The sequence below is a fragment of the Microbacterium sp. NPDC057741 genome, assembly GCF_042798735.1.
In the GTDB taxonomy this organism is placed as follows: Bacteria; Actinomycetota; Actinomycetes; order Actinomycetales; family Microbacteriaceae; genus Microbacterium.
Genome location: NZ_JBHVJW010000006.1, coordinates 94,654 through 109,057, shown reverse-complemented (window position 1 = coordinate 109,057; position 14,404 = coordinate 94,654). Strand labels below are relative to the sequence as shown.

11 protein-coding genes are annotated in these 14,404 nt (G+C 68.7%); 3 read left to right on the top strand and 8 right to left on the bottom strand.

The window, feature by feature from the left end:
• Positions 1-181: 181 nt before the first annotated feature.
• From ACFVDO_RS17190 to ACFVDO_RS17175, 4 genes are all read right to left on the bottom strand, one after another.
• Complete coding sequence (locus tag ACFVDO_RS17190; protein ID WP_378859925.1) at positions 182-3,757, bottom strand: efflux RND transporter permease subunit; 3,576 nt, start codon at positions 3,755-3,757, stop codon at positions 182-184.
• Between the two features lie 13 nt (positions 3,758-3,770).
• Entirely contained in the window at positions 3,771-4,331 is a 561-nt protein-coding gene (locus tag ACFVDO_RS17185) for a TetR/AcrR family transcriptional regulator (protein ID WP_378859924.1), read from the bottom strand.
• Between the two features lie 66 nt (positions 4,332-4,397).
• Entirely contained in the window at positions 4,398-4,757 is a 360-nt protein-coding gene (locus tag ACFVDO_RS17180) for a fluoride efflux transporter FluC (RefSeq protein ID WP_378859923.1), read from the bottom strand.
• Positions 4,754-5,125, bottom strand: a complete 372-nt coding sequence (locus ACFVDO_RS17175; RefSeq protein WP_378859922.1) for a fluoride efflux transporter FluC — start codon at positions 5,123-5,125, stop codon at positions 4,754-4,756. The genes ACFVDO_RS17180 and ACFVDO_RS17175 overlap by 4 nt, the downstream gene beginning before the upstream one ends.
• Positions 5,126-5,220: 95 nt before the next feature.
• On the opposite strand from ACFVDO_RS17175, the gene ACFVDO_RS17170 reads away from it, so the two are divergent.
• Positions 5,221-5,859 carry a Pr6Pr family membrane protein gene (locus ACFVDO_RS17170; protein ID WP_378859921.1) on the top strand — a complete coding sequence of 213 codons (639 nt, stop codon included), beginning with the start codon at positions 5,221-5,223 and terminating at the stop codon, positions 5,857-5,859.
• A 95-nt stretch (positions 5,860-5,954) separates the two neighbouring features.
• Here the strand turns inward: ACFVDO_RS17170 and ACFVDO_RS17165 are convergent, their stop codons facing one another.
• A complete protein-coding gene (locus tag ACFVDO_RS17165) occupies positions 5,955-7,358 on the bottom strand; it encodes an FAD-dependent oxidoreductase (protein ID WP_378859920.1) in 1,404 nt (467 codons plus the stop codon).
• A 132-nt stretch (positions 7,359-7,490) separates the two neighbouring features.
• On the opposite strand from ACFVDO_RS17165, the gene ACFVDO_RS17160 reads away from it, so the two are divergent.
• The gene (locus tag ACFVDO_RS17160) at positions 7,491-8,024 is read left to right on the top strand and encodes a hypothetical protein (RefSeq protein WP_378859919.1); all 534 of its coding nucleotides are present in this window, start codon (positions 7,491-7,493) and stop codon (positions 8,022-8,024) included.
• A gap of 109 nt (positions 8,025-8,133) precedes the next feature.
• On the opposite strand, the gene ACFVDO_RS17155 is transcribed toward ACFVDO_RS17160, so the two are convergent.
• A complete protein-coding gene (locus ACFVDO_RS17155) occupies positions 8,134-9,237 on the bottom strand; it encodes a LacI family DNA-binding transcriptional regulator (protein WP_378859918.1) in 1,104 nt (367 codons plus the stop codon).
• A gap of 200 nt (positions 9,238-9,437) precedes the next feature.
• On the opposite strand from ACFVDO_RS17155, the gene ACFVDO_RS17150 reads away from it, so the two are divergent.
• A complete protein-coding gene (locus ACFVDO_RS17150; protein ID WP_378859917.1) occupies positions 9,438-11,600 on the top strand; it encodes a hypothetical protein in 2,163 nt (720 codons plus the stop codon).
• 213 nt (positions 11,601-11,813) lie between these two features.
• On the opposite strand, the gene ACFVDO_RS17145 is transcribed toward ACFVDO_RS17150, so the two are convergent.
• Complete coding sequence (locus tag ACFVDO_RS17145; RefSeq protein ID WP_378859916.1) at positions 11,814-13,001, bottom strand: Gfo/Idh/MocA family protein; 1,188 nt, start codon at positions 12,999-13,001, stop codon at positions 11,814-11,816.
• Between the two features lie 20 nt (positions 13,002-13,021).
• Positions 13,022-14,368: an alpha-L-fucosidase gene (locus tag ACFVDO_RS17140; RefSeq protein WP_378859915.1), complete on the bottom strand. Its 1,347-nt coding sequence runs from the start codon at positions 14,366-14,368 to the stop codon at positions 13,022-13,024.
• Positions 14,369-14,404 lie beyond the last annotated feature (36 nt).

The following is a 14,404-nucleotide window of genomic DNA, read 5'->3' as shown; positions in this document are numbered from 1 at the left end:
TGACGCGCGGCGGGGTTCGCGCGGCAGTCTTGTGCCCGCGCGGCGCAGATCTGCGCCGCGCGCGCCCAGAACTGCAGCACGACGGGTGCTGGCGCACCCGGAGTCGCCCGCGCCGGCACGAAAGAGCCGTCCGGTCCGCAATGCCCTGCGGCATCCGGGACCGGACGGCTCTCAGCGCCGATCAGCCGTGGTTCACGTCGTTCGCCGACGGGATGCCTCGGCCGCGCAGCTCGCGGCGGGTGAGCGCCTGCTCCTCCTGGCTCGCGTTCGCGGCCACGATCGCGGACGCTGCGGCAGCAGCTGCGGCAGCCGCAGCGGCGGCGGATGCCGCTGCCGCTGCAGCCATCGCCGAGGAGGATGCCGCCGAGGGCGCGGCCGGCGCGTCATACACCGTCGGGTGCGCGGCAGGCTGCTGCCTGGCGATGTCCGTCGCCGCGGTCTCGGGCGCCGTGGAAGCGACATCCATCGCTGCCGTCTCCGCTGCTGGCGCCCCTGCCGCGGACTCCATCGGCACGTGTGCGATCGGCCTGGACGCGCTCCGCGCTCCGCCGTAGACCGGACCGTCGGGCGTCCCAGCTCCGGCAGCCGCGCCGGACCCGACGGCCGCTCCGACGAGTGCGGGCACAGCCTCCGCCCCGGAGCTCGGCCCGCCGGCATCCGGCCCCTCGTCCACGGACGGAGTCGGTCCGGCGTCACCGCCGCGCTTGGCGGCGCGACGCGCGGCACGGCGCTCCTTCGCCCCCTCTACGAGGTTGTACAGCGTCGGCAGCACGATCAGCGTCAGCACGGTCGACGACACCAGGCCGCCGATCACGACGATCGCGAGCGGCTGCGAGATGAAGCCGCCGTGGCCCGTGATGCCGAGCGCCATCGGGGTGAGCGCGAAGATCGTCGCCAGTGCCGTCATCAGGATCGGGCGCAGACGCTTCTCGCCACCGGCGAGCACCGCCTCGGGCACCGACAGTCCCTTGTACCGGTACTGGTTCACCAGGTCGACGAGCACGATCGCGTTGGTCACCACGATGCCGATGAGCATCAGCACGCCGATCAGCGAGGCGACGCCGAGCGGCACACCGGTGATGATCTGCAGCAGGATCGCGCCGGTCGCCGCGAACGGCACCGAGACGAGCAGCAGCAGCGGCTGACGCAGCGACTTGAAGGTCGCCACCATCACCACGTAGACGATCAGGATCGCCGCGAGCATCGCGAGCCCGAGCTGTCCGAACGAGTCGGCCTGCTGCGAGGCGACACCGCCGACCTCGACGCTGGCGCCGGCGGGCAGATCGACCTTCTCGATCGCCGCGTTCACCGACGCCGTCGCGACGGCGAGGTCGTCGGATGCCGGCGGCACGGTGATCGTCGCGGTGCGCTTGCCGCGCTCCGTGGTGATGGAGGTCGGGCCCTCGCTCTGCGAGACCGTCGCGACGTCCTTCAGCTTCGCCGGACCGGTCGGAGTGAGGATCGTCATGTCCTCCAGCGAGGCCACTGTGGTCGGCGGCTCGGGGTCGGCGAGGTAGACGGTCAGCGCAGTGTCGTCGATCTCGACCGAGCCGATCTGCTGCGGACGCATCGCGTCGGAGACCATCGAACCGACGGCCACCTCGGACAGCCCGTGCGCCGCGGCCTTCTTCCTGTCGACCGCGACGGAGATGTACGGCAGCGAGGCGGCGAGGTTGTCCGTCACCTTGCCGATTCCGTCGCGTCCGTCGAGCTCCTTCTTCATCGCGTCGGTCGCGGTCTGCAGGTCGTCGGCGTTCGACGCGGTGACGGTGATCTCGATGTCGCTCGAGCCGAAGCCCTGCGACGCGGCAACGGACACGTCGCCCACGTCGTCGAGGTCGTCCACGGCGTCCTGCACGTCGGCGCGCAGCTTCTCCTGGTCGGCGTCCGCGTCGGTCAGGATCGAGTAGGTGATGCCCGCTCCGCCCGAGAACGCGTCCCGCAGAGCGGAGCCGCTGGAGCCGATCGAGACCTGCACGTGCGTGATGCCGTCCACGCCCTCGAGTGCGTCCTCGACCTTCGCGGCGGCATCCGACTGGGCCTGCAGGCTGGCCGTCGGGCCGAGGTCCTGCGTGACGGTCATGGTGTTCTGACCGGAGTCGCTGAGGAAGTTCACCTTCATCAGCGGCGCCAGCGCCAGGGTGCCGATGAGCACCACGACCGCGATGGCGACGGTCGATGCCGAGTGCTTCAGCGTCCAGCTCAGGATCGGCGTGTAGATCTTCTGCAGCGGCGTCGGCGGAGCAGCCGGGTCCTCCGGGTCGATCCGGTTGCCGTGCTCATCGAGCAGCGGCTTGCCGGGCTTGAGGAACCAGTACGCCAGCACCGGCACGATCGTCAGCGCGACGAACAGGGATGCCGCCATCGCGATCGTCACGGTCATCGCGAACGGTCGGAACAGCTCGCCGACCATGTCGCCGACGAAGACGATCGGCAGGAACACGGCGACGGTGACGATCGTCGACGCCGTGACCGCGGATGCCACCTCCTTCACGGCGAGACGGATCGCATCGCCCTTGTCGGAGCCCTCGACGTAGTGTCTCTTGATGTTCTCGATGACGACGATCGAGTCGTCGACCACACGACCGATCGCGATCGTCAGAGCGCCCAGGGTCAGCACGTTCAGCGTGTAGCCGAACGTCTGCAGCCCGATGAAGGTGATCAGCACCGACGTCGGGATCGAGATCGCGGTGACCAGCGTCGAGCGGATCGACAGCAGGAAAACCAGGATGACGATCACGGCGAAGGCGAGTCCGAGCAGGCCCTCAGTGGCCAGCGAGTCGATGGACTGCTGAATGAACGGCGCCTGGTCGAAGATGATCGTGAAGGTCGCGTCCGGGAAGGACTTCTCCAGATCGTCGAGCACGTCCTGCACGCCCTTGGACACGTCGACCGTGTTCGCGGCGGGCAGCTTGGTGACGGCGATCGACAGCGCGTCCTTGCCGTCCACCCGAGAGATCGAGGTGACCGGGTCGGCCTCCTGCTTCACCGTCGCGACGTCACCGATCGTGGCATCCGTGCCCACCAGCGGCAGGTCGGCGATCTCGCCGGCGGATGCCAGCTTCGAGCCGGTCTGCACGGTGTAGGTGTTCTCGCCCTCGGTGATGGATCCACCCGGGAACAGCACGCCGTTCTGCTGCATGGCCTGCGTGATCATCTGGGTCGTGGCGTGATGCTCGGCGAGCTTCGCGTCATCCGGCGTGATGGTGACGCGCTGTCCGGTGCCGCCGACGATCTCGGCGGCGTTGACGCCCTTGACGTCCTCGATCTTGGGGATCGCGACGTTCTCGAGATCGGTCTGCGCGGTCTGGGCGTCGTCGAAACCGGTGACCGCGATCTGGATCACCGGGAAGTCGTCGATCGACACCGACAGCACCTGCGGCTCGACATCCGTCGGCAGCTGCTGCGAGATGCGGTTGATCGCCTGCTGCATCTTCTGCTCGGCGGTGGCCAGGTTGGTGCCGTAGGTGAAGGTCGCCTGCACGATCGACGCATTGGTCGTGCTGGTCGCCGTGGTCGATTCGAGTCCCGGTACGCCCTGGATGGCGGTCTCGATCGGCGTGGACACGTCGTTCTCGACGACCTCCGGCGAGGCGCCGGGGTAGTTCGACATCACGACGAGCGCAGGCAGCTCGAGGGAGGGGATCAACTCCTGTTTCAGGTTCGTCAGCGCGAGCCCGCCGAAGACGGCGGCGACGATCGTGATCAGCGCGATCAGTGCGCGGTTGCGCAGGCTGAAGACGGCGAGTTTCGACATGGGTCTCTCCAGGTCAGGGGATTGGCGCGCCGAGGATGCCGGCGAGAGCGGATTCGATGATGTGCTGCGGAAGCGGATCATCGTTGATCTGCGTGTACCAGAGGATGCCGTCGATGAAGACGGATGCTGCGATGGCCCGGTCCCGGCCGTGCTCGACTTCGAGGAACGAGGCCAGCTGATCCGACCACTGCCTGGCCATCCGGCGCAGCTGCGGGTCACGGACTGCGGCCGTGACCACGGCACGATCCGCCTGGACCGCGACGGCGTCGACGAGAGCGGCATGGATGACCTCGGCGAGCACCGCAGGCGAGGCCCCGCGTTCGGCGAGGGCGGTGCGGAGCACCTCCATCTGCTCCTCGACGTGGTCGATCATCAGCTGCAGCGCCGCGGCGCGCAGGTCGTCGAGGGTGTCGAAGTACTGGGTGGTCGCACCGAGCGGCACGGCGGCACGGGCGGCGATCATGCGGTGGGTGACGGCGTCGACGCCGACCTCGGTGATCAGCTCGGCGGTCGCTTCGACGATGGCGCGACGGCGCGCTTCAGGGTCGCGTCTGCGGCGCTCGGGTTCCTGCATCCGCCCCTCCTGGACATCTGTACATGTACGTTTGTACATTTCGCGGCTGTGCCCCTGCTGGGAGGGTCAGAGGGACGCCCCCACGGCGAGGCCGGCGAAGGCGGCCGCCAGGCCGAGGACGAGCATGCCGACGGCGTTGAAGACGGATGCCCGGCGCTCACCGTCACGCCAGAGCGCGACGGTGTCGAGCATCGCTGTGCTGAAGGTCGTGTACCCGCCGAGGAAGCCGGTGCCGACGACGAAGGACGCCTCCGGCAGCCCTCCCACGATCACCCCGAGCGCGAACGACCCGGTGAGGTTGATCAGGAACACGCCCCACGGAAAACGGGTGCCGGTGAGCTTCGCGACACCGACGTCGACGAGGTAGCGGATGCCGGCCCCGAGGCCTCCGGCGAGCGCGGCGAGCACGAACACCAGAGGCGTCATGACGCCCCTCCCCGCTCGCGGCGGAACAGGTGCAGCCCTGCGGCAGCCGCGGCGATGCCGAGCACGAGACTACCGAGGGCGTAGCCGGCGGCGAGCACCGGCTGCGCGGTCCAGAGCGTCGCCGTGCCGACCATGAAGGAGCTGTAGGTGGTGAACCCGCCGAGGATGCCGGTGCCGAGGAACAGCCGCCGCTTCGTGGCCGGCAGCCGGGCGGTGAGCACGCCCAGCAGGAATGCACCCACGATGTTGGCGACAAGCACCGAGAGCGGCAGGCCTCCGGCATCCGGGAGCGCGAGCCCCAGCAGCATCCGCAGCGCGACCCCCAGCGTGCCGCCCGCGGCGACGATGAGGGCGCGGGCGAGGATCACCCGGCCAACTCTACGCGGCGGTACCCTCGCGCCCGGTTCCGTAGACTCGGCCGGGTGACGTTCCCGCCGACCCGGACGAGGAGGGCGACGCGCGAGTGATCTCGAGAACGCTGTACGGATGGTCGCGCCTGCTGGCCGCGGCCGTGTGCGGCGCCGCGCTCGTGCACCGGATGTTCTGGGGCCTTGGTTCGCAGACCATCGCCGGGCAGAACTTCTTCGCGTACCTGACGATCGAGTCGAACATCGCCTACACGATCCTCGGGGTCGCCGCCGGGATCATCGCGCTGCGGATGCCGGAGGACCCGCCCTGGCTGACGACCGCGCGCGCGATCGTGCTGAGCTGGACCATCACGGCCGGACTGGCGTTCGCGCTGATCGTCTGGCAGGCGGGACTGCGCGGCATCCCGATCACCGTGCCCTGGTCCGACGTCATACTGCACTTCGTACTGCCGGCGTGGGCGATCCTGGCGTGGATCTTCGGCCCCGGCCGAGCCCCGGCGTCGTGGCGGATCGTGCCCTACGTGCTGCTGTACCCGGTGATCTGGGGGTTGTTCACGATCTGGCGCGGCGGGATCATCGGCTGGTACCCGTATTACTTCCTCGACCCGCGGCAGGTGTCCGGCATCCCCGAGATGGTGCTGACCTGTGCGATCGCGCTGGGCATCTTCGCGATGGTCGCCTGCGGGCTGGTGCTGCTGAGCCGGATGCATCCGACCGAGGCGCGCGGGCTCTGAACGCCACCGGCTCCTGAGCGAGGGAGCGCCAGCGACTGAGACGAAGGACGCCCCTCGTCTCGCTGGTTCCTCGCTCGCTCAGGACCCGGGAAGAGTCAGGGCGTGGAGGTCGGCGTCGGCGAGGGCGACGGCGTCTCCGGCGCGAAGAACATCAGCGACTGCCGCGCGGTCGCCTCGGCATCGGCGTCGTTCAGCTTGGCGAAGGACTGGGCGTCCGGGCCGCCGACCAGGCCGACCAGCACGGGCTCCCCTGTGACCGGCTCGAGGTTGAGCCAGGTGCGGATCGGCCCGTCACCGCCGACGACATGCCAGATCTGTGCGTCGGCGTTCCAGAAAGACTCGTCGAAGCGCAGCCACACCGTCTCGACGTAGCCGGAGCCCAGAGCCGCGATCGCCCCGCGGTGCGCGAAGGGCAGGGCGGGGGCGAACTCGATCGCCTGCTTCTGCAGCACGCCCAGCGGCACGGTCACGATCACGCGGTCGAAGGACAGCGATTCACCTGTGCCCAGTCGCAGGCTCACGCCCGAGTCGTCGTAGGCGATGCGCATCACCGGCGACGCCTGCGTGACCTTCAGACCTTTGAGCGCCTGCTCGACGATCTCGCCGACGTCGCCGGTCGCGCCGGCCAGCGAGTCGGGGGCGAACGCCGGCGGATACCAGCTGGACGCCTTGTCGACATCCGCGCCCGTCATCGCCGAGAGCCAGGCCAGGGCCGCGGCGAGCGCCGGGTCGGCAGGGTCAGCGCCATCGGCGGTCAACGCGTCGACGAGCGACACGTCGGTGGGTTCGCCCGCGGCCCGCTTCTCGGCTGCGGCGATCGGTGCGCCGTCCACAGTGGGCGCGGCGCCGTTCTCCGACCACCCGGTCGCGGTGCCGAACTCGATCTCCTCGATTCCGAGGGCGGCGAGCCGGCTGCGCAGCGAGACGGTGTCGTCGGTGGTCGACAACCAGGCGCCGAGCTGCACCGGGATCGGCCAGCCGTCGTCGACCACCGACTGGATGCGGCCGCCGAGGCGGTCGCGCGCCTCGAAGATCGTCACGTCGCGGCCGGCATCGGCAAGCGTCCTCGCGGCGGTCGCGCCCGCGGCGCCGGCACCGATCACGGCGATGCGCTCGCTGCTCTGCGACGCGGACGATGCCGCGACGGCGGTGCGGCGCCCGGAGTCTATGGCCCCGATCACGGTGCCGGGGCGCTCCGGGTCAAGTGCCTCGCCCGCGAAGAACAGGCGGTCGCCGATCGGCTGGGTGAGATCGGCGCGGTGCTGCGGCGTCGCACCGGCGGGCAGGTAGCTCATTGCGCCGTGCGAGTACGGGTCGGTCGACCAACTGCTGCGCTTCCAGTCGGCGGGCTTCGGGACGGCGCCGGTCGGGATGCTCGGCTTCGCGGTGGGCGGGTGCGTCGTGGCAGTCGGCTTGGGCTCCGGTGTGCACGCGGCGAGGAGCACGGCGACGGCGCCGGTTCCGGCACCGACGAGAAGAGTGCGACGCGTGATCTCCATCGTGGTGTCAGCCTATCCGCCTCACGCATCCTGAGAAGCCGTTCGGAATTTTGGTATACCATTCTGAGTTCGCAGGGACCCGCCGCTGCCGTCGGAGTCTCGGACACCCGACCGACGACCCCAGGAGGCATCATGAAGCGCGCTCTTCTCCCCTCGTTCACCCTCGTTCTCGCTCTCGGGCTGGCCGGATGCTCCGGTGTCGCCACCGCCGCGCCCGCCGCTGAGGGCACGTCCGCCCCCGCCGCGTCCGCCCCTGCCGACTCCTCCGCGCCGGCGACCGAGCAGGCGCAGGCCTCGGCCGAGCAGCCGGCTGCGGCCGTCGCCGCCGGCGCCACCGCCGACACCGTGCGCACCGCGTACGAGGAGAGCAACCGCTCGGTGTTCACGCTCGACGCCGCCCAGGTGCAGGCGTTCACCGGCATCCCGGTCTCCGGCGACCAGGCCGCGATCCTCGCCGTGTTCGGCGACAGCGCGAACTGGTCCGCCGACTCGCGCACCCGGCCCTACGCGAAGCTGATCACCGACGCGTTCGCCCGCGAGAGCGGCAGCGCGAACAGCGCGCTGCGCGCGCTGCAGCAGAACCCGACCGCGCTGCTGCGCGTGTACGTGTCGCACAACAGTCACGCGACCATCGCGCACATCGGCATCGACAACGAGAACGGCTGAGCCCGGGGCGGCCAGCGCCGGTCACTTCGGCTGCCGCTGGACAACTCGCCGGGATTCCGGCGGGTTCTCCGGTGGGACCTGCGTCATGCTCCAAGTCGTGCGGCCCGAGTCAGGCGCGTGCTCGCCATGGCGCCGACGGCGGCGCGGCGGTCGAGTCCCGCACGACGAGCCGCGTGCCGAGGATGAACTCGCCGTCGGTGTGACGCCCGAACGCGTCATCCGTGCGCGCGAGGCCCAGCCGCACGCTCTCGCGTCCCATGTCCTCCAGAGGCACGTGCACGGTCGTGAGCTTCGGGGCGAGTTCGCTCGACTGCGGAATGTCGTCGTAGCCGACCAAGGAGATGTCCTCGGGCACGCGCACGCCACGCGCGGTCAACGCATCCAGCGCACCTGCGGCGACCAGGTCGTTCGCCGCGAAGACCGCCGTGATGCCGGGGGCGGAATCGAGGATCTCCGCCATCGCCGTATGCCCGAAGCTGCGCCCGAACGCACCCTGACGGACGAGCTCCGTCGGGATGTCAAAGCCGTGGGACTGCATGGCGCGGCGGAATCCGGCAAGCCGCGCATGGCTGGTGGAGAGCCCGATCGGCCCGCCGAGGTAGAGGATGCGCCGATGCCCCAGCGCGATCAGGTGCTCGGTGACGGCGAACGCGCCGCCCTCGTTGTCATAGCCGACGATCTTCGTCGGTGCGTGCGCATCCACCGCAGGCCGGCCGCACAGCACGAGCGTCGATCCGATGCCGGCGAGTGTCCTGGCGCGCTCGGCCATCCGGCGCTGAGCGCGGGGGTCGTCGTAGCCGCCACCGACCACGATCACGACGTCCGCACGCTGGCTGACCATGCGATCGATGAGAGCGATCTCGCGGTCGACATCCCCTTGTGAGGCTGCGACGATGCAGAGCCTCCCACCCGCTGCGGCCTCCTGCTCCACACCTCGCACGATGTACGAGAAGAACGGATCGACGACGTCGTTGACGACGATGCCGACGCTGTGCGTCGCGGAACTCGCGAGCGCCCTCGCGTGCGCGTTCGCGGTGTAGCCGAGATCGGAGATCGCCCGGTTCACCGCATCGCGAGTGGACTGCGCAACGGGGTAATTGCCGTTGAGCACCCGCGAGACCGTGGCGGACGAGACACCTGCGCGCACAGCGACATCCGATATCGTCACGGTGTGCGCGCCGGTCATCCCCGCAAGGCGATCCTGTGTGGCCATCCCGCCCTCCCTCGACCAACGTACTGCCCTGCGTTGCGTTGACCGACATCTCCGCCGGGCAACATAGAAAGCGCATACTATTTCGCTGGCCTTGATTGACAGCAACATGATCGCTTCGATACCGTTCCGCATAGCAAGCGCTTTCTATCGCTTGCACAGCACACTCTCCGATTCGATGAGGAACAGGAAAGGGCATCACCATGAGACACGACCGCACAGAGCACCGGAGCGCGCACTGGCGGCGCCTGGCTCCGGCGCTTGCCGTCGGGGCCGTCGCCGTGCTCGCGCTCCCCGGCGTCGCGCAGGCGGACACGACGCCAGCGCCTCCCCAGTACGCGGCAGCCGGCACCACGTCGATGAAGGGTGGGCTGACCAGCGACATCGCTGGCTCCGCCTACCTCGGCAAGGACGGCGCCTTCCACTGGACCAACGCCCTCACCGCCTACAGCGAGGCTCCGACGAACGCTTGGGCGCGCACTTTCACGAACACGGACATGAGCACCGTGTCGTCAGGCATGGGCACGACCACGCAGAAGGTCCAGGCGCCTGCGTTCTACGGCGACCCCGGCACGATCTGCTATCAGCTCGACAAGCATCCGGTCTTCCCGATCCCGTCGCCGCAGCAGGACGATCACTGCGACGTCATCGGCGTGTGGGTCGATCCCCAGGGCGTCTGGCACGCACTGCTGAACGACGAATACCAGTTCGACCCATGGCAGACCAAGGGCGCGGACGCGACGATCGCACAGAAGATCTCGACCGGGCATCACAACAACCGGATCCTGCTGGCCACGTCCAAAGACGAGGGCGCGACCTGGCAGTATGCCGGCCCTGCCCTCACGTCGGCCTGGGATGACGACCAGGTCATCAACGAAAAGGCGTCCCCCGGACAGTCCTATCCGTTCGGCAACTCCGGATGCCGTCTGTTCATCGACTACTCGAGCGGATACTTCTACATCACGTACAACGTGAAGATCTACAAGAAGCCGGCCTCATCGACCCTGGCGAGCTGGACCGAGATGGCCCGCGCGCCGATCAGCGGCGGCATGGCCAGCGGCACCTGGCAGAAGTGGTACAACGGGTCCTGGTCGCAGCCGGGCATCGACGGCATCGACGGCAACGTCAACTCTGTTGGCGGACTGAACGTGTTCTACGACCCCGCGACCGACCGCATCGCCTGGAGGGGATCCGGAGCGAACTCCACCGCGTCCTATGAGGCGGCGAAGGTGGAGGCCGACCACCTGATCAACTTCTCCGATGCATCCGGCAACACCTACACCGCGAACACGCTGGCGCACACGATCAAGAACGATGCGACAGGCCTGTCTGCGCCGAATCGCACCGTGTCGTACCGCGACTCGGTAACGGGGCAGGACATGACGCTCAAGGCGGTCGACGACAAGTACGAGAACGGCGTCAAGGTCGTCACTGGAGGCATCTATGTCACCCAGACCGACCCGAGCACCGGGGCGTCCCAGACCGTCGATCTCATCACCAACAGCGCGTACTACAAGGATCCGAGCACGAACCACCTGTATCTGCCGGCCGCCAACAACGAGTCGGCGATCTCGTACAACGCGTACTCCGGGCAATATCAGATCGTCGGATACGACGGAAACGTCTACCAGACCGCCGATCTGGGTGATCCGAACTCCTGGAAGGTCGTCGGGCTCATGCCCGAAGGCTCCAACGGCGGCTATCTCACCTCGCTGGACAACGGCAGCCTGACGAATCAGAACGTCACTGGCCGATCGTTCCTGACGATCTCCGATCTGAGTGGCAAGGTCGTCGACATCGCTCCCACTGCGGGCGACGGCTCCGCAGCCGCGAGCAGCGAGTACATCCCGGAGGACGCGAACGGCGACGCGGTACGAGCGGACTCATCGTATGTTCTCCGCGTCGGCGGGCGGGCCGTCGTCACGAACCGAGGACCTGGCATGGACGGCGGCAAGGGCGTGGCTCCCAAGGCGACCACCTGGAAGCTCGAGCCGGTCGCAGACCAGAGCGCGAAGGGCGACGACAGCGGTTTCTACCGCCTGGTCGACGGGGCCACGGGCAAGGTCCTGCAGGTGTCCGACACCGGTGTCGCGGCGTCTCGTGCCGTCGACGCCGTGGTGACCACCGGTAAGCGGCAGGCCGACTCGAAGCCGTTGACCGCGTCGAGCCTCGGCACTCCCGGCGGCAGCGACCAGTGGTACCTGCAGCGCGTCAGCGAGGACGGCACCTCGCTCGACGGCTCCAGCACCTACCGGCTGGTCAACCGCAACAGCGGTCTTGCGCTGCAGTACATCAACGATCGGATGCGGCTCGAGCCGCAGACGCCCGGAGACGCGTCGCAGTACGTGACGCTCTCGATCGGCTGAGAACGACACGAAGGGCGGCGTCCTGCTTCGCAGGGCGCCGCCCTTCGGCGTTCCGCTCACGTGTGTGCGGTCATGCTCCGCTGTCCGCGCATCGGCCTCCCGAGCGTCCACGCACATCGGCATCGACGACAAGAACTGACGCCGCTCCACATTTTGTGCGGGGGGTACAGGGATGCGGCATCCGAACGTGCGGATGCCGCATCCTCTGATACCTCAGGCGGGAACCGCGGCCTGCTCGACCTGCCCGCGCTCGAAGTACGCGACGAGTTCAGGGTCGAGCGGCGGCACGTCGATCGCCGCACCGTCGCCGCGCAGAGACTGCGTGGCGAGGATCCCGGCCGCCACGGCCTCGCGCGCGGCCACCGGCGAGGTCTCGGTCAGCCCGCCGTCGCGGACGAAGCGCAGAAACTCCGCGACCAGCAGCCGGTCGGCACCGCCGTGCCCGGCATCCGCTGCCTCGGGCACGATGAAGGTCTCGTCAGCCGCGGTATAGCCGTTGTGGCGGCGGTTCCACAGCTTGACCTCGTCGCCCGACCCGTCGCCGAAGTTCTCGATGCGTCCCTCCGTGCCGATGACGGTGTAGTTGCGCCAGTAGTCCGGCGCGAAGTGGCACTGCTGGTAGGAAGCGAGGATGCCGCCGGTGAGGCGCATGTTCACCTGCGAGACGTCCTCGACGTCGACCACCGGATGCAGGCCGGTCAGCGTCGCCGGCGGCCAGTTGTCCAGGCTGTACCAGTCGAACATCCGCTCGTCGCTGCGATCGCGACGGTCGTCGATGTCGCCGTACACGCTGAGCTCGCCCATCGCCGAGACCCGCTCGCTGTACGCACCCGCCAGCCAGTGGATGATGTCGATGTCGTGTGCGCCCTTCTGCAGCAGCAGCGAGGTCGTCCGACGCCGGTCGGCGTGCCAGTCCTTGAAGTAGAAGTCGCCTCCGTTGCCGACGAAGTGCCGCACCCAGATGGCCTTCACATCGCCGATCCGCCCGTCCAGGATGAGCTGCCGCATGAGCGTGATCACCGGCATGTGCCGCATGTTGTGCCCGATGTAGAGCCTGCTGCCGGTGCGGCGCGCCGTCTCCAGCATCGCGTCGGCGTCGGCCAGGTCGATCGCGAGCGGCTTCTCGCAGAACACCGGGATGCCGGCCTCGAGCACGCGGATGGTGATCGAGGCGTGCAGGTCATCGGGCGTCAGCACCATGACGGCATCGACCCCGGATGCCAGCAGCTCGTCCAGCGAGTCGGTGATCAGAGCGTCCGGAACGAACTCCGCCGCCTCCCGTCTCGCGCGCTCCGACAGGTCGCACACGGCCGAGATCCGCGATCCGGCGCCCGGACGGTGCACCTCCCTGCGCAGCGATGAGCGCAGTCCGAAGCCGATGATGCCGATGTTGAGATCCATATCCGTCCTTGTCTCGTGGTTCACATGTGGGCGTCGGCGCGATCCGCGGCGCCGACGGAGGTCGCGCCGAGCGCGAGTTCGATCACGAAGGCACGGTCGGTCGTGAAGTCTCGGGGGATCACGACGTCGTAGTGGATCGCGTCATCCAGGTCGAAGCCGATGTCCGTTCGACGCAGTTCCAGTTCCCGATCGGATGCCAGGAGGCGGGCCGACACCGGTGCTTGCGGCGCATCCGAAGGGAAGCGCAGCCGGGCGATGCCGGTCACAGGGCGGTTGATGACGGTGAGGAACATCCGGTCGCCGTCACCCGTCAGCCAGCCGACACCCGTCGGATCGATGTCGACGTGCCCGGAATCGCAGACCGCATCCGCGTTCTCCCGGACCCAGGCGCCGAGCTGCTCCGCGATCTCACCCTCGTGCGGTGTCATCCGGCCGTCTCCGTCCGGTCCGAAGTTGACGACGAGATTGCCGCCCATCGAGCGGCATCGCATGAGCAGGTCGATGAGATCGTCGGCGGTCTTCTGGTACTGATCGCCGGTGTCGCGCATGAACCCCCAGGCGTTCGGCCCGATCGTCATCACGCCGTCCCAGTCGTGCCCGTCGAGCATCGCATGGTCGGCGGGCAGCTTGCGCTCCCACCCCTGCTCGTAGTCGCCGAGCAGCCGGCCGTTCGAGTCGAAGTGCCGGGCGCCGTGCTCGTCGTTGCGGAACCGCGAGCCGATGATCAGTCCCGGACGCCGTTCCCGGAGCTCCTGCTCGAGCCGGTGCGTGAACTCGTGCGACGCGACCCAGGATGCATCCCAGGTGCCATCGAACCACAGGCCCTTCGCCGCCGGATAGTGATCCAGCAGCTCGAGCAGCTGCGCGCGGGTGTACTCCAGGAAGTCCTGCCAGCCGGCCCTTCCGGCGTCGTCGGTCGGCACCGTGGTCGTGTAGCCGGGGTGATGCCAGTCGAGCACCGAGAAGTAGAGGAACACATCGATGCCCTCTGCCGTGTAGGCGTCGACGACCTCGCCGACGAGGTCGCGTCCGCACGGCGACTGCGCGACCGTGTAGGCGGAGTGCGCCGACGGCCAGAGCGCGAACCCGTCGTGATGCTTGGTCGTGAAGATCACGTACCGCGCACCCATCTGCTTCGCCTGCCGCGCCCACTCCCCCGCGTCCAGCTCCTTCGGGTCGAACACCTCGTTCAGGCGGTCGTAGGTCTCGGTCCACCCTTCGGGCGCCGTCGGCCCGCGCCAGGCGCGGATCCATTCCGGCGCCGCGGAGCCCGAGCTCGCGCTGACCCCGTGCCACTCGTTGCCCGGGATCGAGTACAGCCCGAAGTGGATGAACTGACCGAGGCCGTACCGGCGGAAGCGGCTCATGGCTTCATCGTCCCGGTGACCCACGAGAGGTCCGAA